This is a genomic window from Roseiconus nitratireducens, assembly GCF_008629675.1.
In the GTDB taxonomy this organism is placed as follows: Bacteria; Planctomycetota; Planctomycetia; order Pirellulales; family Pirellulaceae; genus Stieleria; species Stieleria nitratireducens.
This window is the reverse complement of record NZ_VWOX01000001.1, coordinates 153,472-172,885: the sequence shown is the minus strand read 5'-3', so window position 1 is coordinate 172,885 and position 19,414 is coordinate 153,472. Positions and strand designations below refer to the sequence as shown.

Genomic DNA, 19,414 nt, shown 5'->3' with positions numbered 1-19,414 from the left:
TCAGGGTGTCAGGACGGACGGGCTGGATTGTCACCTCATCTCGTGGCAGGCTGCGACAGTCGATCCATCATCGCGTCCGGATCGTCGCCGAGTGCTGCGACCTCTGTGACCCAAGCGGTTTGATCCTCGCTGACAGGCACCGGATCGCCCGGCGGCGGCAGGTCAGCCAACAATCGGCCCAAGATGGCATCGATCAACTCATCAACTCCCTGACCGCTCGTCGCCACCGTCCGCAACGCAACGTCTGCCGAAGGGTTCGCCAGATCGGCCTTGTTAAAAACTGTCAAGATCGGCACGCGATCGAGCAGCGAAGCGAGTGCCTGGGACGCTTGCTGACTCAGCGTTTCGTTGCCAGGCGCCGTCACGATGACAATCAGGTCCGCCTCGCCGGCGGCGAGAACGGCCCGTTCAATTCCTTGACGTTCAATCGACTCGGCGGCGTCATGCAAGCCCGCCGTGTCACGCAACCGCAATGGCCAGCCCTGCACCACCGTGTCGGCATCCAGCACGTCACGGGTGGTCCCCGGCAGGTCCATGATGATGCTGCGGTCATAACCGACGATCGCATTGATCAGGCTGCTCTTGCCGACATTGGGTGGCCCGGCAAGCACCACCGACCAGGGCCGATCCAGCCGCTGGCCGATGCGACCGGCGGCGGCAATCCGCGCCGAATGTTCAGCGACCATCGTGGCATTCGCTGGCGAGGAGCGAAGCAACTGAAGCATCTCTTTTCGCCAATCGGACAGTGCGCCCCGCACCTGGTCCATCGCGATCGCAGCGGTGCGATCGGTCACGCACCGGATCAATAACTCACTGGCCTGCTGGCTCCAGCGATCGTTTCCGACCCAGTTCGAATCCGGTCCTGCCGGAGCGCCTTGCACGCCCAGGGAGGCAAGGTCCGCGATGATTCGATCGGTGGCGGCGTCGCCCCCGTGGCAATGGATTTCGAAGTGGTCGCCCGCAATGGGAACGATGACCACCGATTCGCCGGCCTGATCGCCTCCGTTCCCCGTCCAGACGCCGTAGCGAACCTGGCCCGGTCGATAAGGCCGCTGCCGGGCGGGACGAAACAGAGAATTCAGGCAGCTTGTGGCCTCGGGCCCCCGAAGGTCGATCACCGCCACCGCGGCCCGGCCGTGACCGGTCATCACGGCGCACCGCGTCGGCCGTCCGCCGTCCCCCGACGGAAAGTTGACCGTTGAAAAATCTTTCCCCAATCCGCCCGGCTTGGTTGTGGAGGCTGATGATGCGTCGCGTTCCGGAGCATCGCGCGTCGTCGGGGGGTGTTTCGTTGGGATGGACTGCATCTCGTCTTCAACGCCGCGGGATCGAATTGGTAAGGTATCGTCTTGTTGTGGGGACATTTCTCGAGGACGAAATACACTATGCCGGAGGCCGCCGCTGCGAACCGGCGACCGGCCGGCCCGTTTGTCGATTCAGAGCACGTTTTTTCTCAGCCATGGCAAAGGAACCGCCGAAACTGTCGTCGCTGTCGGATGAGCAGCTGTTGGACATGCGGATCTGCGACCTGAAGCTTTCAATTCGCCAGACCCCATTGGAAGCGCGAATCGACCAATTGAACAGTGAACTTGCCGATCGCGGGTTAAAATTTCGGCCGCATTGCTGGCTCAGCGACGATTGGTTCTCGCCCGACGGCATCCCCGGAATCGCGATTCCCTTTTACCTGGCCCACCCGCGGCTGATGCGTCTGGAACGCAAACAACTGCTGGAAGTCGAAGGCGGCACGAAGCAGTGGTGCATGAAAATCCTGCGACACGAAGCCGGGCACGCGATCGACACGGCGTTTCAAATTCGCCGCAAAAGCCGCTACCGGGAACTGTTCGGCAAGGCTTCGGAACCCTATCCCGAATTCTATCGGCCCAAGTTGCAGACCCGCGATTTCGTTCTGCATTTGAACATGTGGTACGCCCAGGCGCACCCGCTGGAGGATTTCGCCGAGACCTTTGCGGTCTGGCTGCCGCCCAAATCACGATGGAAAACCCGCTATCGCAACTGGCCCGCCCTGGAAAAACTTCACTACGTCGACCAGTTCATGGGCGAAATCGCCGGCAAACAGCCAAAGGTTCAGTCTCGTAAACGCATCGAACCGGTCTCGCAAATCCGTCGAACGCTGCGGACGCACTACCGCCGCAAGCGTGAGCATTACGGAATGGATTATCCGAGTGTCTTCGATAAAGATCTCCGCAAGCTTTTTTCCTGCGACCGCGCTCACCGGCGCAACCCGACCGCCGCGGCGCTGCTCTCCCGTTGGCGGGGTGAGATTCGGAGGGTCGTTGCGAATTGGACGGGCGCATATTCCTACACGATCGACCAAGTGCTGCAGGAAATGATCGAACGGTGCCGAGAGTTAAACCTGAGGCTAGGCACCGCTCCGGAGATTTGTAAGCGTGACGCAATGATCCTGGTGGCCCTTCGTACCAACAACTATCTCAATTCGGGTCACCGGCGGGTAATGATGTGAACAAGCTCCGCGTGCTCGTGCTCGTCCGATCGGGACACGTGCCCCCCAAGACGCTCGAAGGCGTCAGCGAGAAAGAACTGGACGCCTGGAAGGCGGAGTTTGACGTCTGTGACACGCTGCGCGTGCTCGGTCACGAGGTGCTGCCGCTGGGCGTCTATGACGACCTGGCGCCGATCCGCAACGCGTTGTCCGAGTTCCAACCGCACATCACTTTCATGCTGCTGGAAGAGTTCCACGGCGTCGTGACCTATGACTTTGCGGTGATCAGCTATCTGGAACTGATGCAGCAGCCCTACACCGGGTGCAATCCGCGGGGGCTGCTGCTCAGCAAAGACAAGGCGCTCAGCAAAAAGATCCTCACCTATCACCGCATCCAGACGCCCCGATTTGCGGTCTTTCCCCTCGGCCGCATCGTTCATCGGCCGAAGAAACTTGCTTTCCCGTTATTCGTGAAGTCGGTCACCGAAGATGCCTCCTACGGAATCTCCCAGGCGTCGATCGTTCACAACGACCAACAGCTCGCCGAGCGGGTGGCCTTTGTGCACGACAAAGCAAAAGACGACGCGATCGCGGAACAGTACATCGAAGGGAGAGAGATCTACGTCGGCGTGATCGGAAACCAGCGGCTGCAAACGTTTCCGCCCTGGGAAATGGATTTCGGCAAGATGCCCGCGGACGTCGCTCGGATCGCGACCAGCCAGGTCAAATGGAATCGCAAGTACCAGGAGAAGCACGGCATCACCACCCACGAAGCCACGGACCTGCAAGGCGAACTGGCTGATCGGATCAGCAAGATCTGCAAGCGCGTCTATCGCGCCCTGAACATGAGTGGCTATGCCCGCATGGACCTGCGGCTGACCGAGCGTGGCGAAATCTATGTGTTGGAGGCCAACGCAAATCCGAACATCGAGTACGGCGAAGATTTTGCCGAGTCGGCCGAGAAGGGTGGGGTCGACTACGACTCCTTGCTGCAACGCATCCTCAACCTGGGACTGCGTTACAAGGCCGATTGGATGATCAGCTGATCGATCGACCAAGCGCATCGATCTTTCGTCGGGTCGTGCCAAAGACCCTTAGCGGCCGTCGCGATCGCGGCGGAAAGGACATCGCCACGTTCCATCCAAAGCACCGTGATTCGCAGTGCAATGAGCGGCAAGCCGCTCGCCGCCGGTTGGTGCGAAAAGACCCGCGGCTAGCGCCACGCGGCTCACAAAAAGTGGTGCTGTCCAACTAATTCAGCACCGGCAAATCACTTTTTGCCGACGACGGATCCTCGGCTGGCGCCGCATCGGGATCGCGGTAGTTGCCCGCATCAAAGTGCTGGGCATACGTCCCAAAGTCGTTGAACGCGTACTTCTTCGCCCAGCGATAAACAAAGCTCCGCTCGGGAATCTCATCGCCCGGCTGATACTGGCTCCGTCTGGGCGTGACTTGCTTGAGCTCCTCGATCACCGATCGCCGGACCGTCGTGTCCCTGGCCCCGTGCTTTTCCGCTAATTGCACCAACAGGTCCGGTCGCTCCATGATCACGCAACCACGGGTGTGTTGTGCCGTCAGCTGCCGAAACTCCGTCAAGAAGGACGACTCGTTGAACGTTTCTTTCAACGGCCGAGACTCGTGAATGGAATCGGTAGCCAACTGAATCACCGGACAGGGTTCGATGTCGCCCCAGGGTCCAACGTGATGCGTGAAGCCCGTCGCCGCCGGACAGAGTGCGTTGCCGGCATCGTCATGGTAGGCGTCGATCACAATGATCGGTTTGGTTGCCCGCGTATCAACGACAAACTGGCGAACGCGGCGTTGTTGTTCACTGTTGAGAGCCAGCTGCGCATTGGACTCTGGCCCGACGGGACGATAGATGTGGTACCAGCAATACATCACCCCCATCTCGATCAGCCGATCCACCCACGCTTCGTTGACCAAATCATCCAAATTGCTTTGGCAGACGCTGGTGCAAACGCCGACCAGCAGGTTGTGCTTCAAGGCCGTTTCCAGGCCCTGCATCGTTTGATTCAGCACGCCCGCGCGACCGCGTCGCTGGTCGCTGATGATTTCGCTCCCTTCGACGCTGATCAGCGGCGTCACATTCCCCAGCCGCTTCAACTCCGCCGCCACTTCGTCGGTGATGAAATGGCCGTTGGTGAACACTTGAAAGTAAACATCGCGGTTCTGTTCAAAGATCTTCAGCAGATCCTTGTGCATGAACGGCTCTCCGCCCAGGATCCCGAAGAAGCTGTTCCCCATCGCCTTGGCCTGACGAATGGTCTCATTCGCCGCATCCAGCTCGATGCGGTGTTGCTTGGCGGCGACGTCCACCCAGCATCCCTGACAGCGCAGGTTGCAGCTGTTGATCACCGACAGGTACAGGAACGGCGGAAAGAACTCGCCCCGTTTGAGCCGTCGCTTGTGCTTGTGAACACTCCACAGCCCTTTGACGCCCAACGTCCACGCCGCTTTGGCCAGCAATCGTTTGTCGGTTTCAAACAGGAATCGACCGGCAAGTCGCAAATACATGTGGATCCAAACGTTGGCTTTCGGGTTGGGTGCGACGACGACGCGCCGCGGTGAACCCGCCATTATGCCCGCTAGACCGATTCCATGCACCCGATTTCTCGCTCCGCCAAATCTCGCCACAACTGTTCCACTGTGCTCGCGTCGGTCGGGACAGAGGTGAGCGTCCCACGGACCCCCATGCCGGGCGAGATCCGTCCAAATCGATTTCCCCCCGGCCCCAACAGGGCGTCGGCGCCGGAAACGGTCGCCATTTCCAGAACGCGATGTGGATCCAGATCCGGACGTTTTCGGAGCAGAAACTGCACCTCCCGCCAGAGGTTCAGGTCCGGGTTGCTAGCCCGCGAGTCCGTCCCCAGGGCCACCCGCACCCCGGCCCGCAACAGCCGATCCACCGGATGCCGGTCGTAGCCGAAAAAGGCGTGGGTGCGTGGACAGTACACGACGCTGACGTTTAGCAGCCGCGATAGTAGCTCGATTTCGTCCTGGCGAAGGTCATTTCCGTGGACCAGCAGGGCCCGCGGTGACCGCGCTAACAGCTCGATCAAGTCAGCGACCGGCCGCTGCGACGCCGTCGGAAACAGCCCCTCACGCCACAACCCGCCGGCTTTCAACGTGTCGGCGAAAGGACCGTCACCGCTGATCAGCAACCGGCGTTCGTCAGGCGATTCAGCCAGATGCATGGCGACCGGGCCGTCCCAGCGGCGGGCCAGGTCCACACAGCGCCCGACCAGACGCTCGGGCGTCGAATACGGCGCATGCGGGCTGACGGCACGCCAGACCGCAGGCATGCCTTGCAAGCTCCGCCGATGCTCCTCCGCCGCACTCAAACGCTCCTCCCCGCGTTCGGCCGACAACCCCAACACCTCGGCAAAGGAAACGATGCCCGAGTGGCGCCGAACCGGATAGACCGACGGGGTGGTCGCAATGTCGCCGATCAGCCCCACGCCAGCAGCCTCCGATTCGGCGACCCCCGCGGCGATTCGCTCCCGCCGCTGCTGGGCACTGGCTTGGCCCCGAGCGGCGATCACCTGGCCGATCCATTCCGACAGCCGGATCCCGGGGTTGCCGATCGGCAACCGGCAATCCGAGAATTCCAGGTGGGTGTGTGCGTTGACCAGCCGCGGCAACACCGCGACATCGCCCAGGTCGACCGTGCGTCCGGAGGCAACGGCGGAGTGTTGGTCGGATTGGACCTGAACGATGCGGTGATCCACCACCTGGATCACGCCGCTTCGAATCGGCGGCCGATCGATCGGCAACACCCACCGGGCAACGTATCGGATTTCAGTGGACGACATGACGCAATGAAACAGGCCCCTTCGATCCCGATCTCAGGCGAACGGCTGACCACCGACTTTTACCAACAAGCGACCGCCACGGTGGCGAAAGCATTGATTGGCAAAGCAATCCTGCACCGGGTGGGCGCCGTTTGGCTGGGCGGTTGGATTGTGGAAACGGAAGCCTATCTGCACGTCCGCGATCCGGCTAGCCACTCGGCACGCGGGCTGACCGCCAGCAATCGGTCCATGTTCCAGGCACCCGGCACGCTGTACGTCTACCCGATTCACGCCAAACACTGTCTCAACGCGGTGACCGAATCGGCAGGCCAGGGGGCGGCCGTGCTGATCCGCGCGATCGAGCCGGTTTGGGGGACCGAACGGATGCAAAGCCACCGTGGACCGGTCAACATGCGACGCTTGACCGCCGGACCGGCGATGCTGTGCCAGGCTCTGGACATCGATCGTCGCGACGACGGTCGCAGCCTGACCCACGATCCCGACCTGGGAATCTTTGAAGCCTCGGAAGTGCCGCCGCGGGCCGTCGCGACGACCCGCCGGATCGGGATCAGCAAGTCGGCACACCGAATGCTGCGGTTCGTGGACCCCCAATCTCCGTTTCTCAGCCGGCCCTACCGGAAGAAATGATCGGCGGTGTCATCGAGTGGGGCGACGGACGATTGACCGCCACTGTTTGACCACCACGATCATGTTACAACCAAGTGCTTCCCGACACCGTTTTTCCCAGGAAACTGCGATGCGAAGACTGTTCTCCCTCGCGCTAGCGACCCTCACCATGCTGACCATCCCCCTGCAGACCTTCGGCGACGAGGGGATGTACCTGTTCAACGACCTGCCCCTGGAACAACTGGAGACGCGCTACGACTTTTCTCCGACCGACAATTGGGCCGACAACCTTCGCCTGGCATCGGTGCGATTCAACAGCGGAGGTTCCGGATCGTTCATCTCCAGCGACGGGCTGGTCCTGACCAACCACCACGTCGCCAGCGACACGCTGCACAAGCTGAGCACGCCGGAAAAGAATCTGATCGACGAGGGCTATCTGGCGAAAACGCCGGAACAGGAACTGAAAGCACCCGACTTGGAACTCAACCAACTGGTTTCCATCGAAGACGTGACCGACAAAGTGACTGCCGCGGTCGATGAAAATGCGTCGATCGAAGAGGCCACCAAACAGCGTCGCGCGGTGATGGCGAAACTGGAGAAAGAGTCGTTGGACAAGACCGGTTTTCGCAGCGACGTGATCACGCTGTTTGGCGGGGCAACCTACCACCTGTACCGCTACAAGAAATACACCGACGTCCGACTGGTTTGGGCGCCCGAAACGAAGGCCGCGTTCTTCGGCGGCGATGCCGACAATTTCGAATACCCGCGTTATTGCCTGGATGCGACCATCATGCGGGTCTACGAAGACGGCAAACCTGCCAAACTGGAGCACTTTCTGAAATGGGATTCGGCCGGCGTCGCCGAAGGTGATCTGGTGTTTGTCAGCGGCAATCCCGGCCGCACTCAACGGATCTTCACGGTCGATGCCTTGAAATACTTGCGCGACAGCCGACTGCCGTACGTACTGGATTACCTCCGTCGCAAGGAGATCATGCTGCAGCAATTCGGATTGGAAGGGACAGAAGAAACTCGACGCGCCCGCGACGAGCTGTTCGGCGTGCAGAACAGCCGCAAGGCCTACACCGGCATGCTGGCCGGTCTGCAGGACCCCGCCACGATCGCCGCCAAGCAGGAACGCGAAACGGCGCTTCGATCCGCCATCGCGTCCGACCCCAGCTTGTCAGACGCCGAACAGGCCTTCGTGGAGATCTCCGAAGTCCAAGGCGAGAAAAAGAAGATGCTGGGCGAAACCGTCTCCTTGCGTTCACGTTTGTTTGACTTGGCGCTGACCCTGGTCCTACGTGCGGCCGAAGACGAAAAGCCGAACGAGGAACGGTTGCGAGAATTCACCGAAGCCGGCCGGGAATCGCTGGTCCAGGACTTGCTGAGTGAAGCGCCCATCTACAGCGACTTGGAACGCGTCAAACTGGCTGACGAACTGGCACGACTGTTGGAAATCCGCGGAGCCGAAGACGCCCTCGTCCAGGAAGTCCTGGACGGCAAGGGGCCACGCGAACGGGCCGCCGAACTGGTATCCGGGACCCAACTGCAGGAGATCAGCGTTCGCAAAACGTTGTTGGAAGGCGACCAGGAAACCGTTGCCAATTCTGATGACGCGATGATCAAACTGGCGCGGATGATGGAAGACGAGTACCGACGCATCCGTTCGATCAACGAACAGCTCGATGAGCGTGAGCGCCAAGCTTACAGCGAAATCCAATCCGCCATCAGCAAGGTCCAGGGGAATTCGGGCTATCCCGATGCCACGTTCACGTTGCGACTGGCCTTCGGCGCGGTCAAGGGCTACCAGGAAGACGGAAAGTCGATCGCCCCGACCACCAACTTCCAAGGCGCGTTCGAGCACGAGCAATCGCACGCCGGACAAAAGGATTTTGATCTGCCGGAATCTTGGCAGGAGGCCAAGGACAAGCTGAACCTGGACGCACAATTGAACTTTGTCTGCACCGCCGACATCATCGGAGGCAACAGCGGCTCGCCGGTGGTCAACCGCAAGGGCGAATTGGTCGGTCTGATTTTTGACGGCAACATTCAAAGTCTGACCAGCGACTACCTCTACACCGACCAGCAGGCCCGTGCGGTCAGCGTGGCCGGTCCGGGAATCCTGGAAGCGCTCCGGAGCATCTACGGAGCCGAATCGCTGGCGGATTCGATCGGTCGCTAGTGTGACTCGATTCTCGTTCCCGGGCTCTTGCCCGGGAACGCACGGCAAGCGCGGCTCCGCCACACCCGAGCGCCATCACCGGTGGAACCTGCGCCGGAATGGAAAGTCGTCTCCAGTGTGCCGGGCAGGAGCCCTTGAGACAGTGGGTTCCAAGGCCGGAGCCTTGGAACCAGAAGGGACCACCCTCGTTCCCGGGCTCCCGCCCGGGAACGCACTGCAAGCGTGGCTCCGCCACACCCGAGGTCCATTACCGGTCGAATCTCCGCGGAATGGAAATTCGTCCGGAGTGTGCGGGGCAGGAGCCCTTGAGACAGTGGGTTCCAAGGCGGGAGCCTTGGAACCAGAAGGGACCACCCTCGTTCCCGGGCTCCCGCCCGGGAACGCACTGCAAGCGTGGCTCCGCCACACCCGAGCGCCATCACCGGTGGAACCTGCGCCGGAATGGAAAGTCGTCCCGAGTGTGCCGGGCAGGAGCCCTTGAGACAGTGGGTTCCAAGGCGGGAGCCTTGGAACCAGAAGGGACCACCCTCGTCCCGGGCTCCCGCCCGGGAACGCACTGCCCACATAGCTCCGCCACGAACGTTATACCGACGCCTCCAACCGCGTCGGTTGGTCCTCGGCCTCATCCAGGCTCTCCCGGACCTCCTCGCCGGCGGTCCAGTAGAACACGGTTCCCAAAGCTGCAACGATGATCCGGACCACCTCAAACACCAGCGCGACCAACGTCCCGGACGCGTTGGTCGTTTTCGCAGGGATCACTTCATACAACCACTTCATCGCCAACTCCAACACACCGATGCCGGCCGGCGAAATCGGCAAGGCCGATGCGAGCATGCCGATGGGAACGATCACGAAGTGTTCGGCCAGGGTGGGAACCGACGCGTACAGACTGCGAGCGATCAGGTACATGCTGAGCGTCAACAGCGAATGCACCCCCAAGCTCATCGCGATCGCCACCGCGAAAGCGATCGGGTGATCGTGGAACATCCGCAACGGCGGACCGACCTTGGCGACCAGGCCGCCGACCAAGGGCAGCCGACTTGCCCGCTGAACCAGGGCATCCACGAAACGGCCTCCCAGAACCAACAGCAACAGAACCGCGGTGCCCGAAATGACCAGCACCGCGGTCCCCAGCTTGATCTGGTTCATGTCCTGGCCGGCCAGGGAGAACGGATCGTCGGAGCGATGGAACAGCAGGGCCGCCGACGCCAGCAGCAGCAAGCCGTACAGCCCAACCCCGCGATCAACCAGCACCGATGCCACGGCCTCGACACTTTTCCCCGGACGGCGACGCGCCAAGAAAAGGGCTTTGAACAGATCCCCGCCCACACTGCCCACCGAAACGAAGTTCAGCAGGAAGCAGATGGCTCCCAGCCGAAACGCCTCCAGCAGGCTGAGCTGAATGCCCTGGCAGCGGACCAGCAAACACCAGCGGGCGAACGACAACCCGATCGCCGTGATCGCGACCAGCAGTGCTACCGCCAACAGCGGATAGTTTTTGGAGTGGGACGAGAGTTCGTGCCACTGCTCCGGTTCGATGTTCGAAACCAGGTATGCAATGATCCCGACGGGGATCGCAATCTTGAAGAAGGTGACAATCAGTTGACGAGGCGAGATCATCCGGACAACACCATCGCCGGTCGAGTCATGAGTTCATCATCCCCGCAAACGACCTGCGGAACGGTTCGGCATCACCTCAACGTCACCAATCGTCAACGGACGAACCGCCGGGCGTCGCCGCGACGATGACCGGCATCGCAAACAGCAGACGCCACACTCGCGAGTCCCCGTGGTCCGATTCCAGGCCAACGGAAATCCCGCGTGCCCGCGGAGCGGGCACGCATCGAAGTTAAACGTCCGGAACCGAGGACCTACTCGCCGATCACCGCTTCGCTGTCACCGTTGCTGGCCGGCGGAGGCGAATCGGATTCTTCCGAGCTGGCTTCGGGTGCGGCACTTTCGGATGCTCCCATCGCTTCGTCGCCGGCATCCAGCAGGGGAAAGCTTTCTTCCAAGCTTTGCACCGGTGCACTTGCCAATTCCGCCAGCGCCTCGCGTCGGTAATTGACCTCGGCTTCCTGGAACAAGCGGAATCCGGTCCCGGCTGGAATCAGGTGGCCCAGGATGACGTTTTCCTTCAACCCGACCAACTTGTCGACCTTGCCCGCCAGAGCGGCTTCGGTGAGCACCTTGGTGGTCTCTTGGAAGGACGCGGCGGAGATGAACGAGTTGGATTGCACGGCCGCCTTGGTGATTCCCAACAGCTGCGTGCTGGCGGTTGCCTTCTTGGGCTTCTTGCCCTTCATCGGCGTCCCGCCTTCGGCTTCGATTTTCGCGTTGGTCTCTTCGAACAGTTCCTTCGGAATGATCGTGCCTTCGCTGTAATCGCTGTCGCCGGCGTCGGCAACCTTGATGCACTTGGTCAGTTCCTGGTTGGCGTGCCGGAACTGGAACCGGTCAATGACCAGTCCGGGCAACAAGTTCGTGTCGCCGGCCGATTCGACTTTCACTTTTCGCAGCATCCGGGCGATGATGATCTCGCAGTGCTTGTCGTTGATCTCGACCTTCTGCGATTGATACACCTGTTGGATTTCGTGCAACAGGTATTGCTGCACGGCTTCCTCACCGGAAACGCGGAGGATGTCGTGAGGCACCAGAGGGCCTTCGACGATCGACTGGCCGGCTTTGACGAAGTCGCCGGTGTGCACCAGGAAGTGCTTCCCGGTCGGGATCAGGTGTTCCCGCTCGATACCGGATTCGCTGCGAACAATCACGGTCGTCTTGCCGCGTTTCTTTTCCGGCATGATTTCGACTTCACCATCCACTTCGGCGATGATCGCGGGATCCTTCGGCTTTCGAGCTTCGAAGATCTCCGTGACCCGCGGCAGACCACCGGTGATGTCCGAAACACCGCCGGAATCACGGGGCATTTCAGCCAGCACGGTCCCGGGCACGATCTCCTGGCCGTCGACCACGGAAATGGTTGCCTTTTCCGGCAAGAACTGAACGTTCAAGGCCTTGCCGGTGTTGTCTTCGACGACGATCTGCGGGTGCAAGTCACCCTTGTGATCGACGACGATCATCCGCATCTTGCCGCTGGCCTCTTTCTCGCTACGGACGGTTTCGCCTTCGACGATGTCCTCGAAACGCACCTTCCCGGAAACTTCCGAAAGGATCGGCACCGAGTAGGGGTTCCACTCGCAAAGCGTTTCACCGGGTTTGACCTTTTGGCCGTCCTCGACCATCAGCATCGAACCGGTGGGGATCGGATAACTTTCGAACTCACGGCCGCGATCGTCGACCAGGGCGATTTCGCCGTTCCGCGTCAGAACGACTTTGCGTCCTTCGGAGTTCTCAACGGCACGGATCCGGGTCAGACGAACTTCACCGGCCTTCTTGCTCTTGATGTCGGAATCCTGCATGGCTTTGCTGACCGAACCACCGATGTGGAACGTCCGCATGGTCAGCTGCGTGCCGGGTTCACCGATCGATTGGGCAGCAATGATTCCCACTGCCATGCCTTCTTCGACCATCGCACCGGTGGACATATCCATCCCGTAGCAACGGCGGCAGACGCCCAACGGGGCATCGCACGTCATCGGCGACCGGACTTGCAACTTCTCCAAGCCCATCTGTTCGATCCGGCGGGCGATGTCCGGCGTGATCATTTCGCTTTCGCCGACGATCACTTCGTCGGTGATCGGGTTGACGATCGCCTTGCGGCTGACCCGTCCGTTGATCGAATCCGACAGGCGGACTTCCACCTTCTCACCGCGATAGACAACCCCCTTGGTGATGCCCTGCGTGGTGCCGCAATCATCCATCGTGATCACGACGTTCTGCGCCACGTCGGCCAGCTTCCGAGTCAGGTAGCCACTGTCGGCGGTCTTCAACGCCGTATCGGCCAGACCCTTCCGTGCCCCGTGCGTCGAGCTGAAGTATTCCAGCACCGACAGACCTTCCCGGAAGTTTGCCTTGATCGGCGTTTCGATGATCTCACCGGTCGGCTTGGCCATCAAACCACGCATCCCGGCCAATTGTCGGATCTGGGCGATACCGCCCCGAGCACCGGAGTGGCTCATCAAGAACACGGGGTTGATGTACCAGGGACCCTTCCGCGTGTCGTTTTCCATCGCGGACATCATGTCGGCGGTGATCAACTCGCGAGCCTTGGTCCATTCGTCCAGCACCATGTTGTAACGTTCGTCGTCGGCCATCTGACCGCGATCGTAGGCCTTCTTCAACCGCATCACCTCTTTCTCCGCATCGGTGATGAAGTCGACCTTGGAGTCCGGCGTGACCAGGTCGTCGGTTCCGAACGAAAGACCGCTGCGGGTCGATTCGCGGAAGCCCATCTGCATCATGTCGTCCAACAGGTGAATCGTGGCACGACGTCCCAGACGCTGGTAGCAATCACTGATCGCCCCGGCCAAATCGCCGCTGCGCATCGCACGGTTGTAAAAATCCATCCCGTCGGGAAGCATTTCGTTGAACCGCACGCGACCCGGCGTGGTTTCAATGATCGCACCGTACACACCGCTGTCGTCTTCGGTCTTCAGACGCTGGTGACGGGGCAGCCGCATTTTGATCTTGGCGTGCAGATCGACCACGCCCTGGGCGTAGGCGAACTCGACTTCGTCGTAACCGGCGAACGTCATGCCTTCGCCCTTTCGGTCGGGCAGTTCGCAGGTCATGTAATAGCAACCCATCACGATGTCCTGCGACGGGCTCATGATCGGCTTCCCGTTGGACGGGGCGAACACGTTGTTGGTACTCATCATCAACGTGTGGGCTTCGACCTGGGCTTCGATCGAAAGCGGCAGGTGGACGGCCATCTGGTCGCCGTCGAAGTCGGCGTTGAAACCTTTGCAGACCAGCGGGTGCAGGGTGATGGCGTTGCCTTCGACCAACGTCGGCTCGAACGCCTGGATCCCCATGCGGTGCAGCGTCGGGGCGCGGTTGAGCAACACGGGGTGGTTGGTGATGACCTGTTCCAGGATATCCCAAACCTCTTCGTCCTTGCGCTCCAGCATCTTTTTGGCCGACTTGATCGTGTCGGCGTGGCCGAGCTCTTTCAGGCGGCGGATGATGAACGGCTGGTACAGTTCCAAGGCGATCTTCTTGGGGAGCCCGCACTGGTGCAGCTTCAAACGCGGACCGACCACGATCACCGATCGGGCGGAATAGTCGACGCGTTTACCCAACAGGTTTTCACGGAAACGACCCTGCTTTCCTTTGATCATGTCCGTCAGCGACTTCAGCGGACGGTTGGACGATCCCAACACGGGCCGCTTGCAGCGGTTGTTGTCGAACAACGCATCGACCGATTGCTGCAACATCCGTTTTTCGTTCCGGATGATGACCTCGGGCGCGTTCAGGTCGACCAGCTTCCGCAAGCGGTTGTTGCGGTTGATGATCCGCCGATACAAGTCGTTCAAATCGCTGGTCGCGAAGTTTCCGCTGTCCAGCAACACCAGGGGACGCAGGTCCGGGGGGATCACCGGAATCACGTCCAACACCATCCACTCCGGACGGTTGTCGCTGTCACGGATCGCTTCGACGATCTTCAACCGGTTGGTCAGGTCTTTCTTCTTCTGTTTGCTGCCGGTCTCATCCAGCTCGATGCGCAACTGATCGGACAGCTGGACCAGGTCCAACTGATTCAGCAGTTTGCGGACGGCTTCGGCGCCCATGTCCGCGTCGAACGAACCGGCACCGTACTGCTGCCGCGCGGCGCGAAACTCTTCTTCGGTCAGAAGCTGTTGGTGCTCCAGGTCGGTTTGGCCCGGATCGATGACCACATAGTCCTGGAAGTAGATGACCTTCTCCAGCGAGCTGGTCTTCATGTTCAACAGGTTGCCCAGCCGCGAGGGCATGGCCTTGAAGAACCAGATGTGGACGACCGGCGCCGCCAGATCGATGTGGCCCATGCGTTTACGTCGCACGCGGCTGTGGGTGACCTTCACGCCGCAGCGGTCGCAGATCATTCCCTTGTACTTCATCCCGCGGTACTTGCCGCAGGCGCACTCCCAGTCCTTTTCGGGGCCAAAGATCCGTTCGCAGAACAAGCCGTCCTTTTCGGGCCGGTAAGTTCGATAGTTGATCGTTTCCGGTTTTTTGACTTCACCAAACGACCAACTCTTGATGTCTTGCGGTCGGGCCAAGGAGATCCGGACCGACGCGTAGTCATTGATGCGATCGTAGTTGCTGGTTTCACCAATCGACATGTTTTAGCCTTTAGCAGTATGCGGTGAGCTATTCGCTGGGATGTTCGAAAGCAAACGATTCGGCCCGCGCGGGCGGTCGAGGTCGGATCGTTTGGAAGGGGACCGAAGGGAAGGAGCCGTGTCGGATTCGTTTGTGATTTCCGAGGAAGCGGCCGTTCCCCAGGTTCCGGTGTGCAGGTGGACCCGCGGGGGCGGGCCATCACTTCCCGGCCGGGCCGGGAAGTGTGCTCCCCGTCCGGACGAACGGGGAGCAGCGAAACGTGCCGGAAGCTAGATCGGTCGTTTTTCCAATTGCATGTTCAACGCAAGTCCTCGGATCTCGTTGGTCAAAACGTCAAAGCTGGCCGGCGTGCCGGCTTCCAGAGTGTTTTCGCCTTTGACCATCGATTCGTAGATCTTGGTGCGGCCTTCGACATCGTCGCTCTTGACCGTCAACAGTTCTTGCAGGATGTACGCCGCCCCGTAGGCCTCCAACGCCCAAACTTCCATCTCGCCGAAACGCTGACCGCCGAAGCGTGCCTTTCCGCCGAGCGGCTGCTGGGTGATCAAGGAGTACGGTCCGGTGCTTCGTGCGTGCACCTTGTCGTCCACCAGGTGGTGCAGCTTGAGCATGTAGATGTATCCGACGGTTGTTTCCTGCTCCATCGCTTCGCCAGTCCGTCCGTCGATCAGCTGGACTTTGCCGTGCCGTGGCAAACCGGCTTCCTCCAGCGCGTCGTTGATGTCCTCTTCGTCGGCCCCGTTGAAAACCGGCGTGATGGACTGGAAGCCCAATTTGGCTCCGGCCCAGCCCAGGTGGGTTTCCAAAATCTGACCGACGTTCATCCGGCTGGGAACGCCCAGCGGGTTCAGCAGGATCTGCAGCGGAGTGCCGTCTGGCAGGAAGGGCATGTCGGCAATGGGCAGGATCTTGGCGATCACCCCTTTGTTTCCGTGCCGACCGGCCATCTTGTCGCCGACGCTGATCACGCGTTTGGTGGCGATGTAAACCTTCGCCATTTGCAACACGCCGCTCCGCAGCTCGTCACCGCGTTTCATGCTGTTCAACCGGCGATCACGGGCGTCAATCGCTTTTTCGACGTTGGTCCATTGGGCCGCGAAGACCTTCTGGACGGCTTGCTGTTTGTCTTCGTCCTTGACCTGATCCAGGATGTGGTCCAGGCGGAAAGCGACGGCACGCTCGGCGACAAACTTCGGATCCTGGCCGTCGGCCAGCGGCGTTCCGGTGGAATCCTTCAACTTGGCTCCGGCCGCCTCTTCCAGATCGCGAACCAGGGACTCGAACGTGCTGGCAATTTCGCCGTTGCCGCTGGCCTCGACTTCCTTCAGTTCTCGCTCGAACTCCTTTCGCTCATCTTCGGACAAACTCATCCGACGCGAGAACTTGTGGGTATCGATCACGATCCCTTCGATGCCCGAGGGGACTTCCAACGAATCGTTTTTGACGTCTTCGCCGGCACGACCGAAGATTGCGTGCAGCAGCTTTTCTTCCGGCGTCAGTTCGGTCTTGCTCTTCGGGCTGACCTTTCCGACCAGGATGTCGCCCGGCTTGACGTAGGTCCCGACCTGAACGATGCCGCTCTCATCCAGGTTGCGGAGTGCCTTTTCGCTGACGTTGGGGATGTCTCGGGTGAACTCTTCCCGTCCCAGCTTCGTTTCGCGAATCTCGACATCAAAGTCTTCGATGTGGATCGACGTGTAGGTGTCGTTCCGCACCAGCTCTTCGCTGATGATGATCGCGTCCTCGTAGTTGAACCCGTCAAACGACATGAAGCCGACCAGCACGTTGCGGCCCAGTGCCAGTTCGCCGTCACGGGTGGCGGCCCCGTCGGCGATGATCTGGTTGGCTTCGACCTTGTCGCCCAGCCGCACCAGCGGCTTCTGGTTCTGACAGGTCCGTTCGTTCAGCCCCTGGTACTTCTTCAATTCGTAGTGATCGCTGCCGATTTCGATGCGGGACGAATCGACGTAAGTGACTTTCCCGGCGCGGCGGGCGCGAACGACCATGGCGCTGTTGCGTGCCACTTCGCGTTCCATCCCGGTACCTACGATCGGCGGTTCGGCGACCAGCAGCGGCACGGCTTGCCGCTGCATGTTCGACCCCATCAAGGCGCGGTTGGCGTCGTCGTGCTCCAGGAACGGGATCAGACCGGCCGAGACGCCCACCATCTGGCTGGGCGCCACGTCCATGTAGTTGACCTGTCCGGGTTGGACGATCTTAAAGTCGCTGCGGACGCGGGCGATCAAGTTCGGCCCCGGCACCAACGCCCCGTCCTTGACCTCGGTATCGGCCGGCGCGACGTACGCTTCGTTCTCTTCGTCGGCTCGCAGCCACACGACTTCGTCGGTGACCATGCCTTCTTTGACGCAGCGGTAGGGCGTGATCAGGAAACCGTAGTCGTCCACGCCGGCGAAGATCGCCAACGAACTGATCAGACCGATGTTGGTTCCTTCCGGCGTCTCAATCGGGCAAATCCGGCCGTAGTGGGAAATGTGCACGTCGCGGACTTCAAAGCCGGCCCGCTTACGGTTCAAACCGCCCGGGCCCAGTGCCGACAGCCGCCGCTCGTGCGTCAATTGGCTCAGCGGGTTGGTCTGGTCGACCACCTGCGAAAGCTCCCCGCGTCCGAAGAAGTAATCGATCGCCGCGGAAACGCTCTTGGGATTGATCAAAGACCGCGGCGTCATGTCCTGCGCATCTTTGACGCTCATCCGTTCCTGGACGGTCCGACGCAACTTCAAAAACCCCTTGCGAAGTTCTTCACAGGCCAATTCGTCGATCGTCCGCAGACGGCGGTTGCCCAAATGGTCGATGTCGTCGATTTCCGCGTTGCTGTCCGGGTCGAACAGGTCAATCAGGTAGCGGATCGATTCGATGATGTCGTCCGGACGCAGGGTCATCACGGACTCGCTGACACCTAGCCCCAACTTGCGGTTCAAGCGGAACCGGCCGACCTTGCCCAAACGGTAGCGGTTGTCGTCGTAGAACTTTTCCTCGAACAGCACCCGCGCTTTTTCCAACTGGGGCGGGTTCCCCGGACGCAACCGCTGGTAGATCCGCAGCAGGGCTTCTTCGTGGCTGGCGGTGTTGTCTTCCATCAACGTGTTGAAGATCACCGGCACCCGGGGGGCATCCATGCATTCGATGCTCTTCACGCCGGCGGTGCAGATCGTTTCGGCCACTTCCTTGGTGATCCGGTGGGCGGCTTCAATGATGATCTCGCCAGCCCGCTCGCTGCCGCTGGGGTACACGATGTCGTCGACGGCAATCTTGCCTTCGATCTTGGCAGCACTCTTGGCGCTGGACAGTTTTTCCGTCCGCGTCGGGTAGAACGCTTGCAGGATGTCCGCGTCGGTGGAGTACTTGGGATCCATCGCGCGCAGCAGCGTGGTGGCCGCGAACTTTCCGCTCTGGTCAATACGAACCGTCAGCGAATCCTTCTTGGTCACATTGAACTCGACCCAACTCCCCCGTTCCGGGATGACCCGGCAAGATGGCAGCTTGCGGTCGGTGGTCGTGTCGGTGTCCCAGACAAAGTCCACTCCGGGAGAGCGGTGCAACTGGCTGACGACGACCCGCTCGGCACCGTTGATGATGAACTCACCGCCGCCCATCATGATCGGCATGTCGCCCAGATAGACCTCTTCCTCGTGCGGCTCCTCGCGGTTCAGCCGCAACCAAATCCGCAGCGGCAGGCCGTAGGTCAAGCGCAGCTGACGGCATTCCTGGCTGGTGTAACGGGGCTTCCCGAGTTCGTACCGCAGGTACTCCAGCGTGATATTGCCGTCGTAACTGGAAATCGGAAAGATCTCACGCAGGACGCTCTCCAAGCCCTGGTCCTTCCGCGAATTGGGATCGACTTCTTCCTGCAGGAACTCCAAATAAGAAGCCGTCTGCAAGGCGGTCAGATCGGGGAGTTCGAAATAGGCGGCCCCGTCAGAGCCAAAGTGACGAACGGAACTGGGCTGGAGACGACGCTGGGACGTTACTGCCATCGGTAAAGAAAGCTCCTGCTGGACTGACGGTACCGCGCGGACCGAGGCGTCTGCCGTGGCAACCGCCGCAGAACTGCCGGCCGAACTTGACGGCGACAAAAAACTGCGG

10 protein-coding genes are annotated in these 19,414 nt (G+C 60.7%); 4 read left to right on the top strand and 6 right to left on the bottom strand.

The genetic code is table 11. The features are described from left to right. Positions 1–35 precede the first annotated feature (35 nt). Positions 36–1,307: a GTPase gene (locus tag FYK55_RS00660; protein ID WP_161604228.1), complete on the bottom strand. Its 1,272-nt coding sequence runs from the start codon at positions 1,305–1,307 to the stop codon at positions 36–38. A 152-nt stretch (positions 1,308–1,459) separates the two neighbouring features. Between FYK55_RS00660 and FYK55_RS00655 the strand changes: the two genes are divergently transcribed. Next, positions 1,460–2,482 (top strand): putative zinc-binding metallopeptidase, encoded by a 1,023-nt coding sequence (locus FYK55_RS00655; RefSeq protein WP_150074072.1) that lies wholly within the window; start codon positions 1,460–1,462, stop codon positions 2,480–2,482. Between the two features lie 38 nt (positions 2,483–2,520). Next, positions 2,521–3,507 carry a D-alanine--D-alanine ligase family protein gene (locus FYK55_RS00650; RefSeq protein ID WP_235908320.1) on the top strand — a complete coding sequence of 329 codons (987 nt, stop codon included), beginning with the start codon at positions 2,521–2,523 and terminating at the stop codon, positions 3,505–3,507. Between the two features lie 205 nt (positions 3,508–3,712). On the opposite strand, the gene FYK55_RS00645 is transcribed toward FYK55_RS00650, so the two are convergent. Together FYK55_RS00645 and FYK55_RS00640 are read right to left on the bottom strand one after the other, a co-directional pair. Then, positions 3,713–4,996 (bottom strand): radical SAM protein, encoded by a 1,284-nt coding sequence (locus tag FYK55_RS00645; RefSeq protein ID WP_150074070.1) that lies wholly within the window; start codon positions 4,994–4,996, stop codon positions 3,713–3,715. Positions 4,997–5,067: 71 nt separating this feature from the next. Beyond that, positions 5,068–6,294 carry an amidohydrolase family protein gene (locus tag FYK55_RS00640; protein ID WP_235908319.1) on the bottom strand — a complete coding sequence of 409 codons (1,227 nt, stop codon included), beginning with the start codon at positions 6,292–6,294 and terminating at the stop codon, positions 5,068–5,070. A 6-nt stretch (positions 6,295–6,300) separates the two neighbouring features. Between FYK55_RS00640 and FYK55_RS00635 the strand changes: the two genes are divergently transcribed. Both FYK55_RS00635 and FYK55_RS00630 read left to right on the top strand, forming a co-directional pair. After that, positions 6,301–6,921 carry a DNA-3-methyladenine glycosylase gene (locus FYK55_RS00635; protein ID WP_150074069.1) on the top strand — a complete coding sequence of 207 codons (621 nt, stop codon included), beginning with the start codon at positions 6,301–6,303 and terminating at the stop codon, positions 6,919–6,921. Positions 6,922–7,030: 109 nt separating this feature from the next. Then, positions 7,031–9,082 carry a S46 family peptidase gene (locus FYK55_RS00630; protein ID WP_150074068.1) on the top strand — a complete coding sequence of 684 codons (2,052 nt, stop codon included), beginning with the start codon at positions 7,031–7,033 and terminating at the stop codon, positions 9,080–9,082. A gap of 582 nt (positions 9,083–9,664) precedes the next feature. Here the strand turns inward: FYK55_RS00630 and FYK55_RS00625 are convergent. The 3 genes from FYK55_RS00625 to rpoB form a co-directional block, all read right to left on the bottom strand. Continuing rightward, entirely contained in the window at positions 9,665–10,702 is a 1,038-nt protein-coding gene (locus FYK55_RS00625) for a lysylphosphatidylglycerol synthase transmembrane domain-containing protein (protein ID WP_150074067.1), read from the bottom strand. A gap of 251 nt (positions 10,703–10,953) precedes the next feature. Continuing rightward, positions 10,954–15,309, bottom strand: coding sequence for a DNA-directed RNA polymerase subunit beta' (rpoC, locus tag FYK55_RS00620; RefSeq protein ID WP_150074066.1), 4,356 nt, complete (start codon positions 15,307–15,309; stop codon positions 10,954–10,956). 270 nt (positions 15,310–15,579) lie between these two features. Then, positions 15,580–19,305, bottom strand: a complete 3,726-nt coding sequence (gene rpoB, locus FYK55_RS00615; RefSeq protein WP_150074065.1) for a DNA-directed RNA polymerase subunit beta — start codon at positions 19,303–19,305, stop codon at positions 15,580–15,582. Positions 19,306–19,414 lie beyond the last annotated feature (109 nt).

Bases quoted from the DNA above. Each gene is read 5' to 3' on its own strand.
- rpoC (WP_150074066.1), bottom strand. From the start codon at position 15,309: ATGTCGATTGGTGAAACCAGCAACTACGATCGCATCAATGACTACGCG.
- FYK55_RS00630 (WP_150074068.1), top strand. From the start codon at position 7,031: ATGCGAAGACTGTTCTCCCTCGCGCTAGCGACCCTCACCATGCTGACC.
- FYK55_RS00655 (WP_150074072.1), top strand. From the start codon at position 1,460: ATGGCAAAGGAACCGCCGAAACTGTCGTCGCTGTCGGATGAGCAGCTG.
- FYK55_RS00625 (WP_150074067.1), bottom strand. From the start codon at position 10,702: ATGATCTCGCCTCGTCAACTGATTGTCACCTTCTTCAAGATTGCGATC.
- FYK55_RS00660 (WP_161604228.1), bottom strand. From the start codon at position 1,307: ATGCAGTCCATCCCAACGAAACACCCCCCGACGACGCGCGATGCTCCG.
- rpoB (WP_150074065.1), bottom strand. From the start codon at position 19,305: ATGGCAGTAACGTCCCAGCGTCGTCTCCAGCCCAGTTCCGTTCGTCAC.
- FYK55_RS00645 (WP_150074070.1), bottom strand. From the start codon at position 4,996: ATGTATTTGCGACTTGCCGGTCGATTCCTGTTTGAAACCGACAAACGA.
- FYK55_RS00640 (WP_235908319.1), bottom strand. From the start codon at position 6,294: ATGTCGTCCACTGAAATCCGATACGTTGCCCGGTGGGTGTTGCCGATC.
- FYK55_RS00635 (WP_150074069.1), top strand. From the start codon at position 6,301: ATGAAACAGGCCCCTTCGATCCCGATCTCAGGCGAACGGCTGACCACC.